Below are 20,669 nucleotides of genomic sequence, written 5' to 3'. Positions count from 1 at the left end.
GCGGATAACGGCGCGCAGCGCCGCTTGCGCGCGAGGACCAGTTGGCTTACTGCGCGTTCTTCACGGCCGCAACGAGCGCCTTCACCGCGTCGGTGGAGGACTGGTTCGAATTGAAGAAGTGCGTGACGACGTCATAGACCGCGTTCTTCGGGCCATCCGGCATGGCGTGTCCGTGCGCGAAGCTGCCGACCATCGAATCGGTCTTGAGCGCGGCGCGCATGTCGTTCATCGACTTCTTGCCGCATTCGTCGAAGCCGTCCTGAGGCACGTCGAGGCGCGCGGGAATCGAGCCTTTGATCTGGTTGAATTTCGCCTGCACGCCGCGGTCCATGATCGTCGATGCGAACGCGTATTCACCCGGCAGACTCGCGTCGCCCTTCTTGAAGGTGGCGAACTGGTCGGTGTTGAAGATGAAGGCGCCTTCCGTGCCCGGATACTGGAAGCACAGATAGTCGGCATTCGGCTGCTTGCCCGCGGATGCGAACTCGCCCTTCGCCCAGTCGCCCATGATCTGCATCGCGGCCTTGCCGCTGATGACCATCGACGTGGCGAGGTTCCAGTCGCGGCCCGGGAAGTTGGGATCGACCATGCCGCGCAGCGCGCGCATCTGGTCGAAGGCCTTTTCCATGGTCTTCGAGCCGAGCGCGCCGGGGTCGAGCTTGACGAGCGCCTGCTGGTAGAACTTCGGCCCGCCCGCGGACATCACGGCGCTGTCGAAGAGGGTCGCTTCCTGCCATGCCTGTCCGCCATGCGCGAGCGGAATGTAGCCGGCCTTGCGGATCTTGTCCGCAGCGGCGACGAGTTCATCGAACGTCTTCGGCGGCGTGAGCTTCAGTTCGTCGAAGATCTTTTTGTTCGCCCAGATCCAGTTCGTGCGATGCACGTCGACGGGCGCGGCGATCCAGTGTCCGTCGGGTTTCGAAAACTTCTGGATCGGCGCGGGCACGAGCTTGTCCCAGCCTTCCTTCGATGCAACGGCATCGAGGCTCTGCAGATAGTCTTCCTGCGCATACTCGGGGATCGTGAAGCCGAGCATCTGGATCGCATCCGGCGGATTGCCCGATGCGACGCGCGCCTTCAGCACCGTGCGCGCAGCTTCGCCGCCGCCGCCCGCGATGGGGCTGTCCTTCCACGCGTAGCCCCTGGTTTTCAGGCCGTCCTTGAGAACGGTGAGCGCCTTGGCTTCACCGCCGGAAGTCCACCAGTGCATGACTTCCACCTGCTTGGTATCGGCGGCGGCCGCGGACAGCGCGTGGCAGGCAACGAGACCCACTGCGATTGCAGCAATACGCTTCTTGAACATCTCTGTCTCCATGATGAAACGCTCTCTTGACGGGCTTTCTTGTGGGCGCCACGGCGGGCATGCCGTGGCGTGATGTCGGGTGGCTTCGCGATCAGGCGGCGGGACGCGGCAACCACCAGTTCCTGCGCTCGCCGATATGAAGCTGGATCGTCTTCGTCTCGGTGTAATCTTCGACGGCCTGCTTGCCCAACTCGCGTCCGACGCCGCTCGACTTGAAGCCGCCGAAGGGCAGTTCGGGATAACCATCGAGAAAGGTGTTGACCCAGACCGTGCCCGCATCGACGCCGCGCGCAACGGTCAGGCACGTGTCGATGTCGCTGCTCCAGACGGCGGCGGAGAGGCCGTAGGCGGTGTCGTTGGCGATCTCGATTGCTTGCGTGGCATCGGAGAAGGGGATGATCGCGAGCACGGGGCCGAAGATCTCCTCCCGCGCGATGCTCATGTCGGGTGTGACGTCGCTGATGATGGTCGGCTCGAGATAGAGTCCTTGCGCGTCGTAGCGCTTGCCGCCCAGACGCAGGCGCGCGCCTGCCGCAACACCCTTTTCGATATTGCCGAGGATTTCGCCCAACTGGTTCTCGCTGACGATCGCGCCGATCTTGCAATCGGGATGCAGCGGATCGCCAACCGGCACCTGCCGCGCGCGCTCGACGACGGCCTCTGCAAATCGCTCCGCAATGGATTCATGCACCAGCACGCGGCTGCCGCTGTTGCAGCATTCGCCCGCGTTGAAATACACGCCGAATACGACGGCGTCGATCATCGCGTCCCAGTCGCAATCGGCGAAAACGATCTGCGGATTCTTGCCGCCGAGTTCGAGCGCGACCTTCTTCAGCTTCTTCGATGCGAGCCCGCCGAGCAGGCTGCCGACCCGCGTCGATCCCGTGAACGACAACATGTCGATGGCGTCGTGCTCCGCGAGCGGCTGGCCGACGGACGGCCCTTTCCCCGTCACCACATTGACGACGCCGGAAGGCACGCCCGCTTCCTCGAGAATCTCCATCAGCATGACGGTCGTGCTCGATGTCAGTTCGCTCGGCTTGACGACACACGTACAACCGGCGGCCAGCGCGAACGGAAGCTTCTGCGAAAGAATCCACAGCGGGAAATTCCACGGCGTGATGAGACCGACCACGCCAATGGGCTGACGCAGCACGATGCCGAGCATGTCTTCGCCGAGGGTGTCGTAAGCATCGCCGCTGGTCGTGCGTGCGAGGCTCGCCGCGTACTGCCAGAGATCGGCGCAGCCCGACACTTCGCCGCGCGCCTGCGCAAGCGGCTTGCCCGTTTCGAGCGATTCGAGCAGCGACATCTTTTCGACGCGGGCCTTGATGCCATCGGCGACGGCGAGAAGTACGCGGGCTCGCTCAGCGCCTTTGAGCTTCGGCCATCGACCGTGGCGGAAGGCGGCGTCGGCGGCTGCGATGGCGCGCTCGACATCCGCCGACGTGGCTTCCGGGAACGTGCTGACGACGTGCCCGTGCGCGGGGCTGCGACGTTCGAAGCGCTGTTCGCTCGCGGACTCGAGCCACTTGCCGCCGATATACATGCGGCCGTGAAAGACCTCATGAGCCATTGCGTTATCGCTCTTCAGGAGCGTGGTTGCGGTGTCGTACGTCATGTCATTGACCCTCGTATTGCGCCGGGCGCCGTTCGCGGAAACTCGCCATGCCTTCGCGCGCGTCGTGCGTCGTCGCGGACAGCGCGCCTGCCATGGCTTCCAGGGTTGCGCCGGCCCCGAATCCCGAGGCGGCGTTGATCAGTTGCTTCGTCAGTTGCACGGAGACGGGCGCGAGCGCCGCGATCTTTTCAGCGATGGCGATGGCCGCTTCGAGCGATTCTTTCGGCGCGGAGATTTCATCGATCAGTCCGATGCCATACGCGCGCTGCGCATCGATACGCCGGCCGGTGAGCGCAAGCGACTTCACATGACTCGGGCCGATCAGTGAGACGAGCCGCTGTGTGCCCGACCATCCGGGGCAGGTCGCGATGCTGGCTTCGGGCAGCGCGAAGGTGGCGGCGGGATCGGCCACGCGCACGTCGGCGACCGCGGCCAGTTCGAGACCGCCGCCCAACGCGGGGCCGTTGATCGCTGCAACGACCGGCAGACGCAGCGCAGCCCAGCGATCGAAGATGCGATGACCGCGCGCGACCCACACGCGCCACATGTCGAGCGGCGCGAGCGCGGACCACTGGTTGATATCGGCGCCGACGCAGAACGCCCGATCACCCGCGCCCGTGAGAACGACGGCGCGCACGTTGGCATCCGCTTCGAGCTGCGCCGCCGCAAGTTCGAGTTGCTCGAGCATCTCGGGCGTCAGCGCGTTCAGCTTGTCGGGCCGGTTCAGCGTGACGATAGCGACGGCCTTCTGCGTCTCGATGTGAATGAGTTGCGGATCAGCCATGACGCGCCTCCTTCAGTCGAAGGCCGAACGGCGCGTCCGTGAAAATCGACGCATCCATGGTCTTGAGGGCAGGAGAGACAGCCAGTTCGATGTCGCATTGATCGAGCACGTCCCTCCGCAGATCGACGCCCGGCGCAATCTCGATCACTTCGAGCCCCGTATCGCCGAGCCGGATCACGCAGCGCTCGGTGACGTACAGCGCGTCCTGATTGCGCCGCCGTCCCATGCGGCCGCTGAACGTCACGTGATCGACATCGGCAATGAACTTCTTCTTGCCTTCCTTGAGAATCTTCAGGCGGCCATCGCCCACTTCGATCTTCGCGCCCGCCGTGAAATAGCCGCTGAAGACGATTCGCTTCGCGTGCGTCGTGATGTCGATGAAGCCGCCGCAGCCGGCGGTGAGATAAGGCTTGCTCGGCAGCTTCGACACGTTCACGTTGCCGAAGCGGTCCACTTGCAGGAAGGACAGCAGCGAGACGTCGAAGCCGCCGCCCTGGAAGTACACGAATTGCGACGGCGACGGCATGATCGCATCGGCATTGCCCGAGCAGCCGAACGCGAAACCCAGAAGCGGCACGCCGCCGACCGCGCCCTGTTCGATCACCCACGTCACATCGTCGCGATAGCCTTCTTCGAGCAGAATGCGCGGCACGTTCGCGGAGATGCCGAAGCCCAGATTCACGGCATCGTTCTGGGCGAGCTCCATCGCGGCACGGCGCGCGATCACCTTGTCGGCGTTCCAATCGGCGAACGCGAACGCGCTGTCCGGCAGCTTCACTTCGCCACTGATTTCCGGGTCGTATTCGATCTGCGTGGTCTGCTTCTGCTCGGGATCGACGACCACGTAGTCCACGAGATTGCACGGAATGTGAACCTGCTGCGTGTGCAGCGAACCGGCCTTCACCACACGCTTGACCTGCGCGATCACGATGCCGCCGTTGTTGCGCGCGGCAAGCGCCTGATCGCGTCCGCCGAGCAGCGCGCCTTCATGCTCGAACGAGAGGTTGCCGCGCTCGTCCGCCGTGGTTGCCCGCACGATGGCGACGCGCGGCACGAAGTTCCGGTAGTACAGCCATTCGTCGCCCGCGAACGTGACTTTCTCGACGATCGGATGTTCGGCCGCCTGCGCATTCATCGCGCCGCCCTGACGATCGGGATCGACGTAGGTATCGAGACCGACCTTGGTCAGCACGCCGGGCCGCTTCGCCGCGACTTCGCGATGCATGTCGAAGAGCACGCCGCTCGGCAGGTTATAGGCGCGGATGGCGTTGTCGGTGACGAGATGCCAGATGGCGGGCATCGGCAGGCTGGACGGGCCGCTCGGGAAGGAGCCTGCAATGACCGTCTGAATCAGTCCTTCCTTCGCGATGTGATCGATGCCCTTGATCCCGTACATGTCGCCGGCGGCGATGGGGTGCAGCATCGTCAGGTTGCGGGGATGCCCTTCGGCTTCGAAGCGCGCGCCGATCGCGGCGAGCATCGCGTCGGGGCAGCCGAGACCGCTCGACGAGCTCACGGTGACGATGTCGCCATCGCCGATCAGGCTCGCTGCGTGGGCCAATGAAACAAGCTTGCTGGAACGCACGGCAAATCTCCTCGAACTTTTATTCAGCGAAGCGGGACGGGACACGTCATGTTTCTCTTTGTTGGAACGTTCCAATTTCGGTGCGTTGGATCGTTCCAACAAACTGTAGTAGACTCAAATCACGCTGTCAAACGCTTTTTGGAACGTTCCAATTGTGCAAAGCAACATGAAATCCGGCCCGACCATTCAGGACATCGCCGCGGCGGCCGGGGTATCGAAATCGACGGTGTCGCTGGTGTTGCAGGAGAGTCCGCGCATCAAGGCCGAGACGGCGGAAAAGGTGCGCGAGGCGGCGAGGGCGCTGGGCTACGTGTACAACCGTGGCGCGGCGAATCTGCGCGGGCGGCGCAGCACGACGATCGGCATGGTGATCAACGATCTGACGAATCCGTTTTTCGTCGAGCTGCTCGTGGCGATCGAGCGCGTGCTCGCACAGTCGGGCTATACGACGCTGATGGCGCACACGGCGGAAAGCGTCGAGACGCAGACGCGCGTGCTGCGCTCGATGCGCGAGCAGAACATCGCCGGGCTCATCATGTCGCCCGCGCTGGGGACGCCGGACGACATGCCCGCCGAAATCCAGTCGTGGGGCATTCCGCTCGTGCTCGTCATGCGTCCGATGGGCGCGGATGTCGATACGGTCGGCGTCGATAACACGCACGGCTTCGAACTGGCGACCGAGCATCTGATCGAACAGGGTCACACGCGTATTGCGTTCGCCGGAAACAGAAAGGGGTACGCGGTCGCCAATCAGCGCCGGCAGGGCTATTTGTCCGCGATGAGCAAACACGGGCTGCCCGTCGGCGAAGAGTGGATCATCGACGTGGAGCTGACGCCAGCCGGTGGCCGGAATGCCGTGCGCGCGATCTTCGACATGAAGCCGGCGCCGACCGCCGTCGTTTGTTACAACGATCAGGTGGCATTCGGCGTGCTGCACGAACTCGACCGGATGGGCAAGCGCGCAGGCAAGGCTCTGGCTGTCGTCGGGTGCGACAACGTCGTTTCCGCCGAACACACCAACCCTCCCTTGACGACATTGTCAGCGGGGGCGGACAAGCTCGGCACGATGGCGAGCCGCATCCTGCTCGCGAGACTCCATGAAACCGGGGAGCATGCGGAACCACCGGTGCAGTATTTCGCGGAACCCGAACTCGTCGTCAGGGAGTCGAGCACCGGGGCCGCGGTTCACGAAAGATCCGGAAGCGGTGCGGAAGCGCTTCCGAAACTTGAGCCGGCGCGAAGCATGGCGAAGCGCAAATAGGCGTGCTGCTCGATTCGACGTGACGGGAGTCGTCGGGGCGTAAGATCGTTCCTTGTGCCGCGGATGATCGAGCGCGGCACCGCATCGGGCGGACGTGACGGGCGTGAGCGGGCCCATCCGTTGGTAAGATGACATCCCCTTGGCAACGCCTTTTTCAATTGAAGGAGAAGAAAGACTTATGAATAAGCAGGAATTGATTGACGCCGTGGCCTCCGAGGCCGGCATGAGCAAGAGCGCCGCCGCCGAGACGATCGATGCCGTGTTCGACACGATCGCGAAAGCGGTGGCCGAAGGAGACTCCGTTCAGCTGATCGGGTTCGGGTCGTTCGGGTCGGGCGAGCGCGCCGCTCGGACCGGCCGGAATCCGCAGACGGGTGAGACGATCGAGATCGCAGCAGCGAAGACGGTCAAGTTCACGGCGGGTAAAGCGTTCAAGGACGCCGTCAACCAGGCGTGACGACGGGCGGCCCGCCCTCGTTTCGCCAACCGCTCTTTTCGCAACCGATCCGGCGGCTGCTCCGGTCGCCGCTACCCGATCCAACGACACGCCGCGACGTCGACGCGTGCGCACTACAATCCTTCTGAAGCCGCATGGCGGCGTCACGATGTGTCGTGAGTGCCCACTTCACTTGGGACTCGTTCTGTTCGCCTCTTAGGTCAGCGTCATGATCCAGCTGGAGGAACTGCGCTCGCATCCGCTCTTCGCGGATCTGTCAGAAGCGCTCTTGCAGTGGCTACGCGAACAGCTCACCGAAGTGAGCTTCGCGGCGGGGGAGGTTCTTGCCGGCGAAGGCGAGAAGAGATCCAACTTTCACATCGTGCTGCAGGGCGAGGTCGCCGCTACGAAGCTGTCACGCGGGCAGCACATTCCCACGGCGCGCTACATCGCGCCAAGCTTTTTCGGGGCCGTCTCGCTGCTCTCGGGTGCGCCCGCGCCCAGCACGCTCAACGCGGTCACGGACGGACGCCTCGCGCTGCTGCCGGAGCGCGCGTTCCGCGAATTGCTGGTCGGCTCGGAGACGTTCTGCCAGCTGATCTTCCACAGCTCCTTCGATCGCCTCGCCAACCTGGAGGCGACGCTGCGCAACCGCGAAAAACTCGCTGCCCTTGGCACGCTTGCCGCTGGCCTCGCGCACGAGTTGAACAATCCCGCGGCCGCGCTGGTGCGAACGGCCGACTGTGCCGTCGCCGCGCTGGCCACGCTAAAGGCTGCGGACGTCGATTTGAGGAATAACGCGATCCCTGTCGAGGCACTGAAAATCCTGGAGGGCCTGGGCGATCGCCGGGAGGTCGCGAGCGTTGCGTCGGGTATCGACGCCCTGAAGCAGAATCAGGCAGTCGATGCGCTCTGCGAATGGCTCGTCGCGCAGGGCGTGGCCAAACCCTGGCTTCAGGCGCCATGCCTCATCGGCTCGGGAATCCTGCAGGAGGAACTCGGCCCGCTCGCAGTCGTGCTGACCAAAGAGCAGTTCTCCGCTGCGATCAACTGGCTGGCTTCGACATTGGAGCTCGACGCGCTGATGGACGATATCCGCGTGGGTTCGCTCCGAATCTCGGAGATCATCCGGGCGATGAAATCCTATTCGCGCATGGATCAGGCGCCGCTGCAGGAGGTGGATATTCACGAGGGGATCGAAGACACGCTCATCATCATGCAACACCGGCTCAAGCAGGGCATCACGGTGCAGCGCGATTACGATCGCAGCCTGCCGCGACTGACTGTGTATGGCAGCGAGCTGAATCAGGTGTGGACCAACCTGATCGACAACGCCATCGACGCGACGAGCGGCAGGGGCGACATCATCGTCCGGACGTACCGCGAGATGGACGAGGCAGTGGTCGAGGTCACCGACAACGGGACCGGCATCGCAGACGACGTCATGCCGCATCTGTTCGAACCTTTTTTCACCACCAAGCCGCCGGGCCAAGGCATGGGTCTGGGCCTCGAGATTTCGTATCAGACGGTGGTCAACCGGCACCGTGGCGCATTGCTCGTCAGTTCACGCCCGGGACGAACGACCTTTCAGGTGCGTCTGCCGCTCATGGTGAAACCCGGCCAGGCATAAGCGCCCCGGGGCGTCGCCGCGAGCCAGCGATTGACGGTTCCGCGCCAACACACCGTGCGCGATTGTTGGTCCCCGTCCGTCACCGTTGAGCGCACCTCACCGTCGCGACGGCCTTCGCGCGACTGGCATGTTCTGTGCCTTTGAACGCGTGAGCCCGCCAACCGGCTGGCCATGCCACCGAAGGAGACTGCGATGAACACGCTGACCATCAAAGACCTGCCAATGACGAAGGAACTCGAACCCGAGACGCTCGCCACCGTGCGCGGCGGCATCGGCAGAACACCGCAACAGATTCAGGCCTGGGAGATTTCCGGCAAGCCCGCGACCTGGCAAGGTCTGGTGCTCGGAGACGACGGACGGCTGCATCCACCCACGCCGTAATCGCGCTGCGCTCGATCGATTGAAAATCACACCGGTGCTGCCCGTTCAATGAACGGCAGCGACCCGCATGTCATCCTCGGCTGGGGATTCGATCCACCAGCGCGGTCACCAGGCACTTTCCTCCGGCGCGAAGTCACCTTTGCGACCAATCTGTATTGCCTCAAAGCAGCGGCCGCCTATGCGATTCGCCATCGTGCGAAGCGGGAGCGTGGCATTTGCATATGTATGGAGGCACTGCACTTCCAACGAAGCCTTATAAAGCCGCGACACCCCTCGCGCACGCGCACGATTTTCCTACCGACTAGCACGATCGTTATAACGCGCCGCACTCGATATCCCTTACGCTTCATTCCAGTTCGCGGATCGGCAAATAACTGATTCCATAGCGTTGAATAATCTCCATGACTTGATGATTTTATGATCAGCCGATGCCAAGTCTGCGACGTGATCGAAGCGCCATGTTTTATAGGAAATGTATACATGATGGGAAAGCCACTATTAGAAACTAAAGCAATGGGGCAGCGCGAATGTGTCGGTAACCTTCGGGACAAACTTCGTGAATTGGCAGCGATGACCGCTACTGTCCTGCAAGCCGAATCTTGTCGAATCGAATTAAACGAAGACAAGGCCGAAATAAAGACTCTCGCGGAGGATTTCTGCATGACGATTTCGGCAAGAGGTTCGGCTGCCGGGCCGGAACTCGATGCTGCGTACGCTAACAGCGTGATGCAATCCCCGATATTGTTTGACGGACGGACGATAGGCGTTGTTAGGGTAGAAAGAGCAAGCCGAAAGCCGCACTTCAGTGAGGGGGATGAGCAGACGCTCAGTACCGTAGCCGCTCTGGCGAGCGGCCTGCACCGCACAGCCAAGCTGCAGTCGAAGTCGGATACACAGCGCATTCGCATTTCAACCGGGCATCAGGAAATAACTTCCATTTCCGGCATGGCCGGCCTCACTCAATGCCCGCATCAGATGGCCAGAATCGTGGCCAAGTTGTTTTATCGAGAGATGACGAAAGCGGGATTTAGTCAAAGCCAGATCATAAAGGTGGCGTCAGAAATCATCTCGGAACTGAGTGTCAGCGTAAGGCGGCATAGCCGGCGCATGACTTCAGAAATCAGCTAACGGAGCCATCTTACGGCGGACGGAATATCCGCTTTGCTATGTCAGCCAGCTGAAGTTTGAAAACCCACTCTAATTTCGCAGTCCGGACGGGCAACGTCTTCAAAGTCCCGGAGGGTAAGTCGTTTAAGCCCTCGGGCGGGGCGAAGTCGGGATCGGGTGAATAAGCATCAAGTTTAACTGCGCGTGATGCAGTGAAAGCTGTCGAACTCATTTCAGTGGAACGCATAGCTCATGAATGACGCATCGATTTACCCTGCAATAAACACTGACGTGAGGTCGATATGCTGAGCTTTGAAAGCGAAGGAATAGTGCATCGCGTAAGCGTGCTGCGCCGAAGTGATGATCTTTGGAAGCAGGCTGTGGCGCTGGCACAGGAAGTTTATAAAGAACACTATGGAGCGATTATTCAACCGTCACCTGAGCGTTTCGTTGTCGTATCGCGAAAGAACCATCAATGCGAAGGCGGTTGGGAACTGGTCTCCTGTGCGGGAATCACCTCTGCCCGTGGCGGTCAGCTGTTCTCCGAGCGCTATCTGGACCGTGCCATCGAGCAGCAGATAGAGCATCAATTCGGCTTTGCCGTGGAGAGAAGCAAGATCGTCGAGATCAGTTCGCTCGCGTCCAGCGGGCGGGCGGCGGGTTCCGAGCTAGTCCGCGCCCTCGCCGTCATCACCTGGCTTTTCGGCTACGAAGTGGCCATCTGCACGGCCACCGCACATTTGCGAAAGATCTTCGAACGCCAAGGCGTGCCGTTTGATCCGATTGCCGAGGCCAGCGCTGCGCGATTGACACCAAAAGATGCATCGATGTGGGGTGCTTATTACCAAACCAGACCGCAAACCGTGCTGATGCGCGTGAACACCATCGGCCACATATTCAATCGCCTGTGCGGGCGCTATCAGCTTGATAACAGCGCCGCCGATCAGATCAAGCCATTGGTCGAGGCAGCCGCATGAAAATCCTTTCGGAAATATTCGAACACGCGGCCTGGACTCCGCAGAAGCCCGCGATCAGCGAAATCGCAACCGACGGCAGCGGTCGCGTGCAGCGCGCGGTGACATATGCCGAACTGGTTCGCTGCGCGTCCGGGCTCTGCGCGATGCTGAGCGCCAGCCTGCCGCCAGGCGCGCGGATAGGCCTCGCTCTGTCGAACAGCATCGAATGGCCCGTCGCCGATCTGGCGCTGGCGCTCGGGAGGTTCGTCGAAGTCCCGGTGCCGCTCGCGTTCACCGCGGAGCAGTCGGCTTATCTGCTGGGCGAATGCGAGCTTGTGTTGACGGACGAACTGGGCCAGCGGCAACTCGATGCCTGGAGCGTGCAGAGCGACGTGCGATTCCCGGCCAGTCATCTACTGCGCGTCGAGGAGCTGCTGCGCGGCGCGACCCGCGCGGCGCCCTGGACGGCACCGGCGGGGGATCAGGTCTGCAAGGTCATCCATACCTCGGGAACCACGAGCCGGCCCAAGGGCGTGCAGATCCGGGCGCATGGGCTCGACAGCCTGATCGATTCGCTGTGGACGTGCGTGCCGCGCAGCGACTACCAGCGCTATCTCTCGCTGGTGCCGTTCAGTCTGCTGATCGAACAGGTGTCGGGGCTTTATCTGCCTTTGAGCGCGGGCGGCACGGTGGTCCTGCCGGCACCGGAAGTTGCGCCGCTTGGCACGCCGGGCGTGCGTGCGGTCGACCGCCTGCCGCTGATCCGCAGCGCGAAGGCAACGGCGTTGACCCTGACGCCGGCCTTGGCCGAAGCCCTGGCGAATCGGGTGCGCGAGATGGAAACCCTCGACGACGACGCTCTGATGCTGGAGCTTTTCGGAACGCCGGGCGCGCCCTGTCTGGCCGCTGGCGGCGCGCCCGTCGCACCGGAAGTGCTGACGCTGCTCGACAGTCGGGGCATCCAGGTTCTGCAAGGTTACGGCCTGAGCGAGAACAGTTCGGTGGTGTCGTTGAACACGCGCACACATAACCGCTATGGAACCGTGGGACGGCCGCTGCCGCATGTACAGGTGAAGCTGGCCGATGACGGCGAACTGCTGATCAGGAGCGCCTCGCTATTCGCGGGATATCTGGGCACCGACCCGAGCAGTTGCGAACTCGATGGCGACGGTTGGCTGCATACCGGCGACATCGCCACGATCGACGACGAGGACTACATCACCATCGCCGGGCGGAAGAAGAACGTGATCATCACCGCCAACGGGCGGAACATTTCGCCCGAATGGGTCGAGTCCCGTTACCGGACGCTTCCGCATGTCAACGACGTGGTGGTGTTCTGTACCGGCGAAACGCTGCAGGGCATGTTTCTGATCGATGCCGAGTCCAACCTCGGGATCGCGCGGGAGGATATCGAGCGCTATTCGCAGCGCCATATCAGCGGCATCGAACGTGTGGCCGATCCGATTCTGATCGCCGACAGCGCCGCTGTCAGACGCCGCCTGTTCACCGTGACGGGCCGACCGAAACGGGCCGAAGTGCAGGCGTTCATCGAACTCGAACTTTCCGGAGGTCAGGCATGAAACTATTTCCGCACGACAGCGGAGTCGGCGTGATTTGCGTGGCAGAAGGGCAGGAATCCATGCTCGGCGTCGCCGCAGCCGAGAGCAAGACGCTGCTGGCCGAACACGGCTTCGTGCTGTTCCGGGGCTTCCGTGGCGATGTCGACGTCTTCGGCGAATGGGTGCGCAGTTGCAGCAGCCGGGTCAGCCTGGATCCCGCCCGCCGCTTCAAGGGCGGTACGGCGCAGAAGGTCGATGCGGGCGTGGATGCCATCGGGCTGCACTGCGAGAACGGCAACAGTCCGTTCTGGCCGGACCTGTGCTGGTTCTATTGCGAACGCGCACCGATGGCGGGCTCGCAGACCACGATCTGCGACGGCGTGCAGGTGCTCGAGCAGATGGACCCGGAGACACGCGGCGCCTTCGAGCAGCAGCCGATCCTCTATTCCCGGCGAGTCGGCGAAAAGCTTTGGCGTACATATGTCTTTCATGCGCTGCGTGACGACCGGCCGGGGCTGACCGGTATCGATGATGTCACTTTCGACGATCTCAAGTCGCTCGCCGCGGGCGCGCAAGGCACCGAGTTCGGGGTCGAAGCGGATGGCACGGCGACCTACCGCTTCACCGTTCCGGCTATCCGTTACAGCGTGGTCGCGCGGCAGCCTACGCGGGCCTTCGCCAATAGCATCTACGGGCCGTCGTTCAATTACGAGCCGCCGCGCATCACCATGGCCGACGGCAGCGATATCCATCCGGCCGTGCTCCAGCGCGCCGATACGCTGTGCCGGCGGCTGACTTTCGACATCGGCTGGCGCGACGGCGACGTGGCGTTGATCGACAACACCCGCGTGATGCATGGGCGCCGGAAGATCGTCGATGAAGCCCGCACGATCTACAACGCCTTGAGCTATTTGTAGGGAAGGACGATGCGCTACGCGTCGTGCGCATCGAAGACAGTTGCAAAGACCATGAATGCACTTTACTCGACGAAGGAATCTGACATGTTGAACGAAATCAGCGGCATCAACCGGTACGCCCACATCGAAACGCTGCATCCCAATCTGCTGCCCTGGCAGTTGGCCAACACGCCTGACGAAATGGATTTTCTGTCGCGTGTGATCTTCGGCGCGCCGGGCCATGAGTACAAGGCCTGCGCCTATATCTACAAGGAGCTGGGTCAGCTTACCGAACTGGAAATGCAGGTTTCCTCGGTGCTGACCCGGGTGCTGGCGGAGCTGCAGAGCACGCCGAACATCGGGTTCAACCGGGGCGGGGAGGTCTACCATGCGCTGTCATGCTTCGCCGCCGAGGAGATCCACCACGCCAATACCTTTTACCAGTACGTTCGCCGCCTGAGCGGGCAGGACTACAAGATCGCACAGAATCTGTATTCCGAGCGGATGAAGCCCTTCGAAGGCAATGATTCGCCGCTGGTCAAGCTATCCGCGCTGTGCGCGACCGCCTACGTGGGCGAGTCGGTGATGACGATCGTCGAGAACCGCATGAAGGCGCTCGATCCCGACCGGAACTACTTCCTGACCAACCTGCTGCATCTGCACGGACTGGACGAAGCCCGGCACATCCGCGCCGATCATTTCGTGTTCGATCATGTGGTGCCTTCCCTGAGCGACGCGGAACGCCGCCGCATGCACGAGATCATCAACCAGACCGAAGATCTCAACACGCGTATGGCGATCGCCACCGGTGAGCAGATCAAGCAGCAGTTCGGCGTGGACTATACCCAGGACAATCCCACCGCCCGGGTCCAGCTCCAGCTCACGCTGGCGTTCCGGCAACTGGTGCAGGGCGGGGAGCTGATCCGCAAAGTCGACGATCACCTGGATACACAATTGCGGAAGACCATCCGCGAATTTTCCTACAGTGACGGCGTACACGTTGCCATGGCCGCATGACTTCGAGGGGATGACGCCATGCAGAGCTATCTGGAGGAAGTGCCCGGCGCGGCGCCATCCGCCCGGGATGTGAAATGGGGACTCGCCGCCGCGTTGATCGCGCTGTTCGTGGCGGCGATGGACAGCACGGTCGTCGGTACCTTGCTGCCTGCCATCGGCGACAGCCTGGGCCGGCCGACGCTGTTCCCCTGGCTGATGTCGGGGTTCATGGTCGCGGTCGCGCTGGTGACGCCGTTCGCCGGCGCGCTGACGGATCGCCATGGGCCAACGGCGACGATGTACGTCGCGATCGCGATCTTCGCCCTGGCCTCGGCAGCGGCCGCGCTCGCCGGCGACATGTATGTGCTGATCGCGGCGCGGGTCGCGCAGGGCATCGGCGGCGGCATGATGATCGTCGTGACTTATGTGCTGATCGCCGAGCTCTACGGTCCCGAACGGCGCGACAAGATGCAGGGCATGTTGAGCGGCGTGTGGGGCCTGGCCGCGATCCTCGGGCCGCTCGTCGGCGCGGGAATGGCGGCGGCCTGGGACTGGCGCATGGTGTTCTGGCTCAACCTGCCGCTGTGCATGGCCTGCGCGCTGTGCCTGCTGTCGAGCAGACAGGTCCAGCGTCGGCGGCAGACCGAGAAGCTCGATCTGCCCGGCCAGTCGCTGTTCGCGACGTTCATCGTCGGCCTGTTGCTGAGCATCTCCGAGGGCGGCGGCAAGCTGGCGCCCGCCTACTGGGCGGTGACCATCGCCGCATTCGCCGCGCTGGCCTGGGGCGTGCGACGGACACGGCTGAAGAGTCCGTTGCCGAGAGCCTTCTTCAGGCAGCGCATGCTGATCGCCACGGCTTGCCTGGTGGTGCTGGCGAGCACGGCCTTGTATGCCTCGGTCACGCTGGTGCCGCTGTATCTTCACCGCGCCCACGCAGGCGGCGAACTGGCAAGCGGCGTGGTGGTGATGGCGGCGGCGGTCGGCTGGGTGGTCGGTGCGGCCTGCTGCGGCTGGTTGCTGAAACGCATCGGGTTCCACCGGGCGGCCAGCCTGGGCAGCTGCCTGTTACTGGCCGGGGCCGCATGGCTAGTCTGGGGCATGGGCACTTTGTCCTGGCATCTGGCCGTTGTTCCGGAGGCGCTGATCGGGCTCGGCATTGGCTTCGTCGCGACGACGACCCTGGTGCTGGCACAGAATGCCGCGCCCGCGGCGGAGCTGGGTTCATACACGTCGACCGTGCAGTTGCTCAGGAATGTCGGCGCGTCGCTGGGCATCAATGCGCTGGCGGCGATCCAGGTTCACGCCGCCGCGAGCAGCGGGACAGGCGGGGCCTCGAATGAAGCGTTCATCGCCCTGGCCGTGGCGACGGCAGTTTGCATCCCGCTATCCCTCATGTTGCGCGAAACCGGCGTCGCGCGCTGACTCGTATCGGCGATAGGGGCAATGAGGATTCCCGGCGTACGATACGTCCTTCACGCCGCGTTCCTGAAAACCCGATCGGGCGGGCGCGCGGCGAAGGTGCCGGCTCGCAAGCCGCGATATGCCGGTCATGTTCATCGCGTGATCGACGGGAGAAGCGCATGAAGCCGCGGTTGATGACGGTAATCGCAACGACGACCTTCCTCGTGGCGTGCGGCTCGGTCGCGCCGGGCACGACCGCGCAGTCTGTGCCGCTCGCCGGCACGCCGAACGGCGTCGCGGTGCGCGATGCGGACGGTGCCGTGTTCGTCACCGACGATCGAACCAACGGCATCGTGATGACGACCCACATCGGCGACGAGGACGCGCCCGCGTTCTCGTCGTACGCGCGCATTCCGGCGGCTCAAGGTGAGCGAACCGGCTTGAGCCAGATCGCGTTTGCGCCGAACGGGCATTTGCTCGTCGAGCAATTCGGTTTTGGAACCGCTGCCGCGATCTTCGATGTCGCGCCGAGCGGCCGGGTCGCGCTCGCGTCGGATACCAATTCGGCGCGTCGGCGTCTGGGCTTGCTCGTGCTCGATGCCGGCACGTTTCTGTCGAACTGGTTCGTGAAGGAGGGCAGCGCGCCGCCCGAAGGCGGCGTGAGCGTGATTACGCGCGGCACGGCGCCGCGGCAGGTGATCGAGCGCGATATCGTCACCGGGTTGGGGAAACCCGTGGGCCTCGCGGCGGTCGGGGACCTGCTCTATATCAGCGATCAGGCGGCGAATCGCATCTACCGGGTGGATCTGCAGGCGGCGCGGGCGGCGAGCGCGCCCCTCTCCGCAAGCGATGTCTTCGCGACCGTCGAGGCACCCGACCTGATGGCCGCGTCGCCCGATGGCACGCTGTACACGAAGTGCGGCGCGCACGCCGTGTGCAGCGTCTCGAAGCGCGGCCGTGCGACTGTTATCGCCGATGGTTTCGAATCGCCGCGCGGCGTCGCCGTGGATGTGGCGAGAAAGCGGCTGATTGCGGTCGATCGGTCGAGCGCGGCGGACAAGCCGAGCGCGCTGCGCGTGGTGCCGATCAGGTGAAGCGCGCTAGTGAGTGCCGACTGTCCTCAAGCTGCCGCATGCTCAATTCGAAAGCAGTCCAGCGGCGCTTCGTGATGCCGCGCTTGCACCGGCTTTCGCGCTCTTGAGGGACTCGGTGGCGGAACTCAGGTCTTGCGACGCAGCCTTGGCCGCCGACGATGCGTTCGAGACCCCCGATGCCGCCGTCGACATGGATTGCTGTGGCGAGTCGTGCTTGACGGGTTTCGGTTTCGCGCCCTCATACGCGAGCCGGTTGCCTTGCACCCGAATCTTCACCGGGTCCGTATCCTTCCATTGTTTCTTCGGAATCAGCAGCTTCCACACGCCATCGCTGCTGGGCGAGCGGAAGAATGCCACCACGCCGACGTATTCGGCGTCCTTGTCCATCGGTTCGCTGATGCTTGCGGCAGCGCCCGGCCGCATCACGACATCCTTCGTCGCGACGAGATCCGCCTTCAGCAACTCCAGGTCGCTGTTCTGAAGCTGGACGTATTCGAGCTGGGCGAAGGTCTTCGAATCCTTCAACTGATAGAACCGCACCACCGTCGAAAGCGGCTGTCCGGTGGTGGTTTCATTCACCGCCGCACGCGCGTCGATATCGACGTTCATGGTCTTGACTTGCGTGGTGAAGAGCCATTGCGCCGCGTCCACCGTGCTGTCCCTGGTGGCTTGCCAGGCGCCACAGCCGGCAAGCGCAAGGAGCATGACGGCGGCGCCCGCCGCGGGTATTCGCGTGATTGAATTCTTGAGCTTGTCGTTGAGCGATGTGCCCGTTTCATGGTGCTGCATATTCTTGTTCCGCCTCATTGCTTATGCTGTCGAGCCGTTCCAGCGGCCCAGATGAACGCGCGTGGTGCGCTGTTTGCCGTGAGTCGAAGGCGCTGTCAGTTGCGTCGTCAATCCAAGGCTCGTTTGCTTCGGCGCCAGCACCGGCTCCGGCATCAGTTCGGGTCGCACGTGCATCTCCAGGTGCGCTTCGCCTTCGTAACCGAGATAGAAACGCAACAGCGCCATGATTTCCCGGTGCGCGTGATTGCCCGGCGTCAGATCGAGCACGGTCTCGCGCGTATTGGGGGTGATGATCACGCGCACCGCGTTGGAACGATCGTAAAAGCCGCGTCCGAGCAGACACTGCTCGCCGAGCGCGGCAGGCTCGTGATCATTGACTTCGCGCCACACCGGATAAAACTCTTCGACCGTGATGCTCGCATCGGGCGCGGCATGCCGCAGCACGCCCGCGAGGCCTTCTGCGGTGCGGGTTCGCTGCGCGATGACACCGAGCATCGACGTGAGCTTGCGCGGATCGACGAATGAATTGGCCTGATGCGCGCGCCCCGTGCCGAATCCGAGCCCCACGTAGCTCAGCAGATAACGCGAGACCGGATCGCTGCCGCCCTGCCGATAGCCGACCGGATAGCGATACTTCCTCCACACGCGGTAGTACTGCGTGAGAATCCGGTGATGGAAGATGTCGAGAAACGCCGCGAGCGGCTCCGCGCCGTCGCGGTTCTGGGCGACTTCATCGACGAAGTATGCCGGCATGCGCGCATCGACGCCGTACAGCCCGAGAAAGGTCGTGCGGATCGATGGCGGCGCGGCGGCATCGTCGGCGTCGTATTCGACGCGGTCGATCTCGCGGCTCGGAAAACCCAGCCGCGCGCGCGAACGGAAGCGCACGGGCTCGGCCGAGGGCGAATCCGTCGTGCCGATGGCGGCGGCTTCGGGCGCAGCCAGCTCGATCAGCTCGCAGAAGCGGAAGAAGTTCATCCGCGGCGCATCGGCAAGCAGCGCGGGCAGCAGGGGCCGCTGCGGGTTCGACGGCTTCGTCGATGTCTCTCGCGCGTTCAAAACGGTGCTCCTTCGCCCTTCGTCTCGGGCCATTCGATGCGTTTGCCCGTGGGTTGCGAGACGATCACGAGCTTCGTGTACAGGTTCAGCGTCGCATAGAGGCCGAGAAAGCGGTTCAACATTCCGCCGAAAAGTTCGATATCGCCGTCGCCCGCGAAACGGCTGCTATCGAGCGTCACCGTGATCTCGACGCCGCGCATCAAACCGCCCTTCACGAGCTTTTGCAGCGGACGATGCCGCACTTCGGAGATCGCCTCGATGCGCCTGCGGTTCAGTTCGCCCTCGGTCCAGTCGTAGAGCGCAAGCGAGCCGCGCAGAATCTCCGCATCGAGCAAGGACAGATAGTTCGGCGCCAGATGCGAAAGCACGCGCCACTGGAAGCGATCGCCCGTGGGCGGATACACCGGCAGCGTCGGCGCCGTGAGATTGCGCACCGCGCCGATGTTCGTGAAGCCGCCGCGCATGCGCGTGATGCCCGATTCGCGCAAGGCTTTGCGCGGCAGCATGCCGTTGGTGCCGGTGACCGTCACCGAGAGCGACTCCTTGGGCAGCGCACGTGCGTTTTCCCAGGCGTGCCCGCCCAGCACGATCCACGTGTCGAAGCGCCCGGACGGCCCCCGGCGCATGCGTGTGTGAAAGTACCGCTCCGGCGTCTCATGCCGCAGCATGCCGCCGCGATGCTTGAACGCCGCGAACGGCACATACTCGAAGCGCTTTCCGCGCTCGATGCCTTCCACCGTCTCGACCGAATAGATATCGACGAGCGAGCCATATTGCGCACGCGCGCGCAAGCGGTATTCGGTTTCCAGTTGCGTGACGTTCACCGGATCGGCCGCGACCGGGAACAGATTGATCACCGGCGTGCAATAGAGCCGCACGTTCTCCTCGGTGAAGCGCATGTCGTCCGGATAGGGCTTATCGAGGACCACTTCGATGTCGAAGGTGCGCACGGACGCCGGAATCGCATTCATGTCCAGACCGAGCAGATCGATGAACATGAACTTCTCGGGGAAGGTGAAGTATTCGAGCAGCAGTTGATAGCCGCCGAAGGCATTGTCCGCTTTGGGCCACAAGCGCTCGTCGATAGAGAAGCCCGCGGGCGCGAGGCGCAGACCGGGCAGGGTTTGCGGCGCGCCGGGACGATCTTCCGGAAACCCCGGCACGCGCACCTGCACGGCCACTGGTTTAGCGGCCAGTGCTGCATAAAGCGCGTGCGCGACCGGACGGTCGGCGTGGAGATACAGACGCAGGCGCGGCACGTCGAGCCGGTCGCGCTGCGCCTGCTGCTGAATCGCGAAGCGCAAACGGATGACCGAGCGCCCGTCCTCGCGCGCGTAGGTGCCCGCTTCGGTCAGCGACAGCGGATAGATATCGACCGGTTGGGTGGTGCGATACACACACGTGATCTGCGCATCGTTGCCCGCTGCGCCGGTCGAGATCGGATCGGATGTCGCTTCGAGCCCCGCGTCGATGATCTCGTGCTTTTGCAGCGCGCCCAAGTTCGGTTGCAGCTCGAGAATCGCGAGCGACGGGATCATGCGCAGATAGTGCGGCCACAGCATGCTGACGAGCCCTTCGGTGAGCTCGGGCAATTCGTCGTCGAGCTTGTGGCGCAGACGGCCCATGAGGAACGCGAAGCCTTCGAACAGGCGCTCGACGTGCGGGTCGCGTTCGCCCAGACGGTCGAGATCGAGTTCGCGCGCGCGATCCGGGAAGGCGCGGGCGAACTCTTTACCCGCCTCGCGCAGATAGCGCATCTCCGCTTCGTAGTAGCGGAGGATTTCATTGTCCTTGGTGGGGGATGACATGGT

18 protein-coding genes are annotated in these 20,669 nt (G+C 63.4%); 11 read left to right on the top strand and 7 right to left on the bottom strand.

From position 1 onward, the window contains the following. Nucleotides 1-46 precede the first annotated feature (46 nt). From AC1Z32_RS06895 to AC1Z32_RS06880, 4 genes are all read right to left on the bottom strand, one after another. On the bottom strand, nt 47-1,303 hold the full coding sequence (locus AC1Z32_RS06895) for an ABC transporter substrate-binding protein (RefSeq protein ID WP_483477938.1): 1,257 nt from the start codon (nt 1,301-1,303) through the stop codon (nt 47-49). 91 nt (nt 1,304-1,394) lie between these two features. Continuing rightward, entirely contained in the window at nt 1,395-2,924 is a 1,530-nt protein-coding gene (locus AC1Z32_RS06890; protein ID WP_483477937.1) for an aldehyde dehydrogenase family protein, read from the bottom strand. Nucleotide 2,925: 1 nt separating this feature from the next. Then, the gene (locus AC1Z32_RS06885) at nt 2,926-3,708 is read right to left on the bottom strand and encodes an enoyl-CoA hydratase/isomerase family protein (RefSeq protein ID WP_483477936.1); all 783 of its coding nucleotides are present in this window, start codon (nt 3,706-3,708) and stop codon (nt 2,926-2,928) included. Beyond that, nucleotides 3,701-5,293 (bottom strand): acyl CoA:acetate/3-ketoacid CoA transferase, encoded by a 1,593-nt coding sequence (locus AC1Z32_RS06880; protein ID WP_483477935.1) that lies wholly within the window; start codon nt 5,291-5,293, stop codon nt 3,701-3,703. Before AC1Z32_RS06880 ends, AC1Z32_RS06885 begins: the two co-directional genes overlap by 8 nt. A gap of 166 nt (nt 5,294-5,459) precedes the next feature. Between AC1Z32_RS06880 and AC1Z32_RS06875 the strand changes: the two genes are divergently transcribed. The 11 genes from AC1Z32_RS06875 (at nt 5,460) to AC1Z32_RS06825 (ending at nt 17,010) form a co-directional block, all read left to right on the top strand. Further along, nucleotides 5,460-6,554, top strand: a complete 1,095-nt coding sequence (locus tag AC1Z32_RS06875; RefSeq protein WP_483477934.1) for a LacI family DNA-binding transcriptional regulator — start codon at nt 5,460-5,462, stop codon at nt 6,552-6,554. Nucleotides 6,555-6,732: 178 nt separating this feature from the next. After that, nucleotides 6,733-7,011 (top strand): HU family DNA-binding protein, encoded by a 279-nt coding sequence (locus AC1Z32_RS06870; protein WP_483477933.1) that lies wholly within the window; start codon nt 6,733-6,735, stop codon nt 7,009-7,011. Between the two features lie 208 nt (nt 7,012-7,219). Beyond that, nucleotides 7,220-8,620, top strand: a complete 1,401-nt coding sequence (locus AC1Z32_RS06865; RefSeq protein ID WP_483477932.1) for a sensor histidine kinase — start codon at nt 7,220-7,222, stop codon at nt 8,618-8,620. A gap of 192 nt (nt 8,621-8,812) precedes the next feature. Then, nucleotides 8,813-9,001, top strand: coding sequence for a hypothetical protein (locus AC1Z32_RS06860; RefSeq protein WP_483477931.1), 189 nt, complete (start codon nt 8,813-8,815; stop codon nt 8,999-9,001). A 480-nt stretch (nt 9,002-9,481) separates the two neighbouring features. Further along, nucleotides 9,482-10,129: a GAF domain-containing protein gene (locus AC1Z32_RS06855; protein WP_483477930.1), complete on the top strand. Its 648-nt coding sequence runs from the start codon at nt 9,482-9,484 to the stop codon at nt 10,127-10,129. Between the two features lie 281 nt (nt 10,130-10,410). Further along, a complete protein-coding gene (locus AC1Z32_RS06850) occupies nt 10,411-11,085 on the top strand; it encodes a thermostable hemolysin (RefSeq protein ID WP_483477929.1) in 675 nt (224 codons plus the stop codon). Beyond that, nucleotides 11,082-12,644, top strand: coding sequence for an AMP-binding protein (locus AC1Z32_RS06845; RefSeq protein WP_483477928.1), 1,563 nt, complete (start codon nt 11,082-11,084; stop codon nt 12,642-12,644). The genes AC1Z32_RS06850 and AC1Z32_RS06845 overlap by 4 nt, the downstream gene beginning before the upstream one ends. A gap of 59 nt (nt 12,645-12,703) precedes the next feature. After that, complete coding sequence (locus tag AC1Z32_RS06840) at nt 12,704-13,540, top strand: TauD/TfdA family dioxygenase (protein ID WP_483477927.1); 837 nt, start codon at nt 12,704-12,706, stop codon at nt 13,538-13,540. A gap of 84 nt (nt 13,541-13,624) precedes the next feature. Then, nucleotides 13,625-14,536 (top strand): hypothetical protein, encoded by a 912-nt coding sequence (locus AC1Z32_RS06835; RefSeq protein WP_483477926.1) that lies wholly within the window; start codon nt 13,625-13,627, stop codon nt 14,534-14,536. 18 nt (nt 14,537-14,554) lie between these two features. Continuing rightward, nucleotides 14,555-15,937: an MFS transporter gene (locus tag AC1Z32_RS06830; RefSeq protein WP_483477925.1), complete on the top strand. Its 1,383-nt coding sequence runs from the start codon at nt 14,555-14,557 to the stop codon at nt 15,935-15,937. A gap of 158 nt (nt 15,938-16,095) precedes the next feature. Then, the gene (locus tag AC1Z32_RS06825) at nt 16,096-17,010 is read left to right on the top strand and encodes an SMP-30/gluconolactonase/LRE family protein (protein WP_483477924.1); all 915 of its coding nucleotides are present in this window, start codon (nt 16,096-16,098) and stop codon (nt 17,008-17,010) included. A 42-nt stretch (nt 17,011-17,052) separates the two neighbouring features. Here AC1Z32_RS06825 and tssJ read toward each other — a convergent pair whose 3' ends face one another. The 3 genes from tssJ to tssF all read right to left on the bottom strand — a co-directional run bounded on the left by tssJ (nt 17,053) and on the right by tssF (nt 20,666). Then, the gene (tssJ, locus tag AC1Z32_RS06820) at nt 17,053-17,799 is read right to left on the bottom strand and encodes a type VI secretion system lipoprotein TssJ (protein WP_483477923.1); all 747 of its coding nucleotides are present in this window, start codon (nt 17,797-17,799) and stop codon (nt 17,053-17,055) included. 21 nt (nt 17,800-17,820) lie between these two features. Beyond that, nucleotides 17,821-18,777, bottom strand: a complete 957-nt coding sequence (gene tssG / locus AC1Z32_RS06815; protein WP_483478220.1) for a type VI secretion system baseplate subunit TssG — start codon at nt 18,775-18,777, stop codon at nt 17,821-17,823. Between the two features lie 77 nt (nt 18,778-18,854). After that, nucleotides 18,855-20,666 (bottom strand): type VI secretion system baseplate subunit TssF, encoded by a 1,812-nt coding sequence (gene tssF, locus AC1Z32_RS06810; RefSeq protein ID WP_483477922.1) that lies wholly within the window; start codon nt 20,664-20,666, stop codon nt 18,855-18,857. Nucleotides 20,667-20,669 lie beyond the last annotated feature (3 nt).

The organism is Caballeronia sp. 11_S32 (assembly GCF_056930355.1).
The sequence above is the reverse complement of the archived record's forward strand: the minus strand, read 5'-3'. Positions and strand labels throughout refer to the sequence as shown.

What these genes read in the sequence shown, in the direction of transcription:
- AC1Z32_RS06835 (WP_483477926.1), top strand. Translation starts at nt 13,625, where the DNA reads ATGTTGAACGAAATCAGCGGCATCAACCGGTACGCCCACATCGAAACG.
- AC1Z32_RS06865 (WP_483477932.1), top strand. Translation starts at nt 7,220, where the DNA reads ATGATCCAGCTGGAGGAACTGCGCTCGCATCCGCTCTTCGCGGATCTG.
- AC1Z32_RS06830 (WP_483477925.1), top strand. Translation starts at nt 14,555, where the DNA reads ATGCAGAGCTATCTGGAGGAAGTGCCCGGCGCGGCGCCATCCGCCCGG.
- AC1Z32_RS06870 (WP_483477933.1), top strand. Translation starts at nt 6,733, where the DNA reads ATGAATAAGCAGGAATTGATTGACGCCGTGGCCTCCGAGGCCGGCATG.
- AC1Z32_RS06850 (WP_483477929.1), top strand. Translation starts at nt 10,411, where the DNA reads ATGCTGAGCTTTGAAAGCGAAGGAATAGTGCATCGCGTAAGCGTGCTG.
- AC1Z32_RS06825 (WP_483477924.1), top strand. Translation starts at nt 16,096, where the DNA reads ATGAAGCCGCGGTTGATGACGGTAATCGCAACGACGACCTTCCTCGTG.
- AC1Z32_RS06845 (WP_483477928.1), top strand. Translation starts at nt 11,082, where the DNA reads ATGAAAATCCTTTCGGAAATATTCGAACACGCGGCCTGGACTCCGCAG.
- AC1Z32_RS06860 (WP_483477931.1), top strand. Translation starts at nt 8,813, where the DNA reads ATGAACACGCTGACCATCAAAGACCTGCCAATGACGAAGGAACTCGAA.
- AC1Z32_RS06855 (WP_483477930.1), top strand. Translation starts at nt 9,482, where the DNA reads ATGATGGGAAAGCCACTATTAGAAACTAAAGCAATGGGGCAGCGCGAA.
- AC1Z32_RS06890 (WP_483477937.1), bottom strand. Translation starts at nt 2,924, where the DNA reads ATGACGTACGACACCGCAACCACGCTCCTGAAGAGCGATAACGCAATG.
- AC1Z32_RS06885 (WP_483477936.1), bottom strand. Translation starts at nt 3,708, where the DNA reads ATGGCTGATCCGCAACTCATTCACATCGAGACGCAGAAGGCCGTCGCT.
- tssF (WP_483477922.1), bottom strand. Translation starts at nt 20,666, where the DNA reads ATGTCATCCCCCACCAAGGACAATGAAATCCTCCGCTACTACGAAGCG.
- AC1Z32_RS06875 (WP_483477934.1), top strand. Translation starts at nt 5,460, where the DNA reads ATGAAATCCGGCCCGACCATTCAGGACATCGCCGCGGCGGCCGGGGTA.
- tssG (WP_483478220.1), bottom strand. Translation starts at nt 18,777, where the DNA reads ATGAACTTCTTCCGCTTCTGCGAGCTGATCGAGCTGGCTGCGCCCGAA.
- tssJ (WP_483477923.1), bottom strand. Translation starts at nt 17,799, where the DNA reads ATGCAGCACCATGAAACGGGCACATCGCTCAACGACAAGCTCAAGAAT.
- AC1Z32_RS06840 (WP_483477927.1), top strand. Translation starts at nt 12,704, where the DNA reads ATGCTCGGCGTCGCCGCAGCCGAGAGCAAGACGCTGCTGGCCGAACAC.
- AC1Z32_RS06895 (WP_483477938.1), bottom strand. Translation starts at nt 1,303, where the DNA reads ATGTTCAAGAAGCGTATTGCTGCAATCGCAGTGGGTCTCGTTGCCTGC.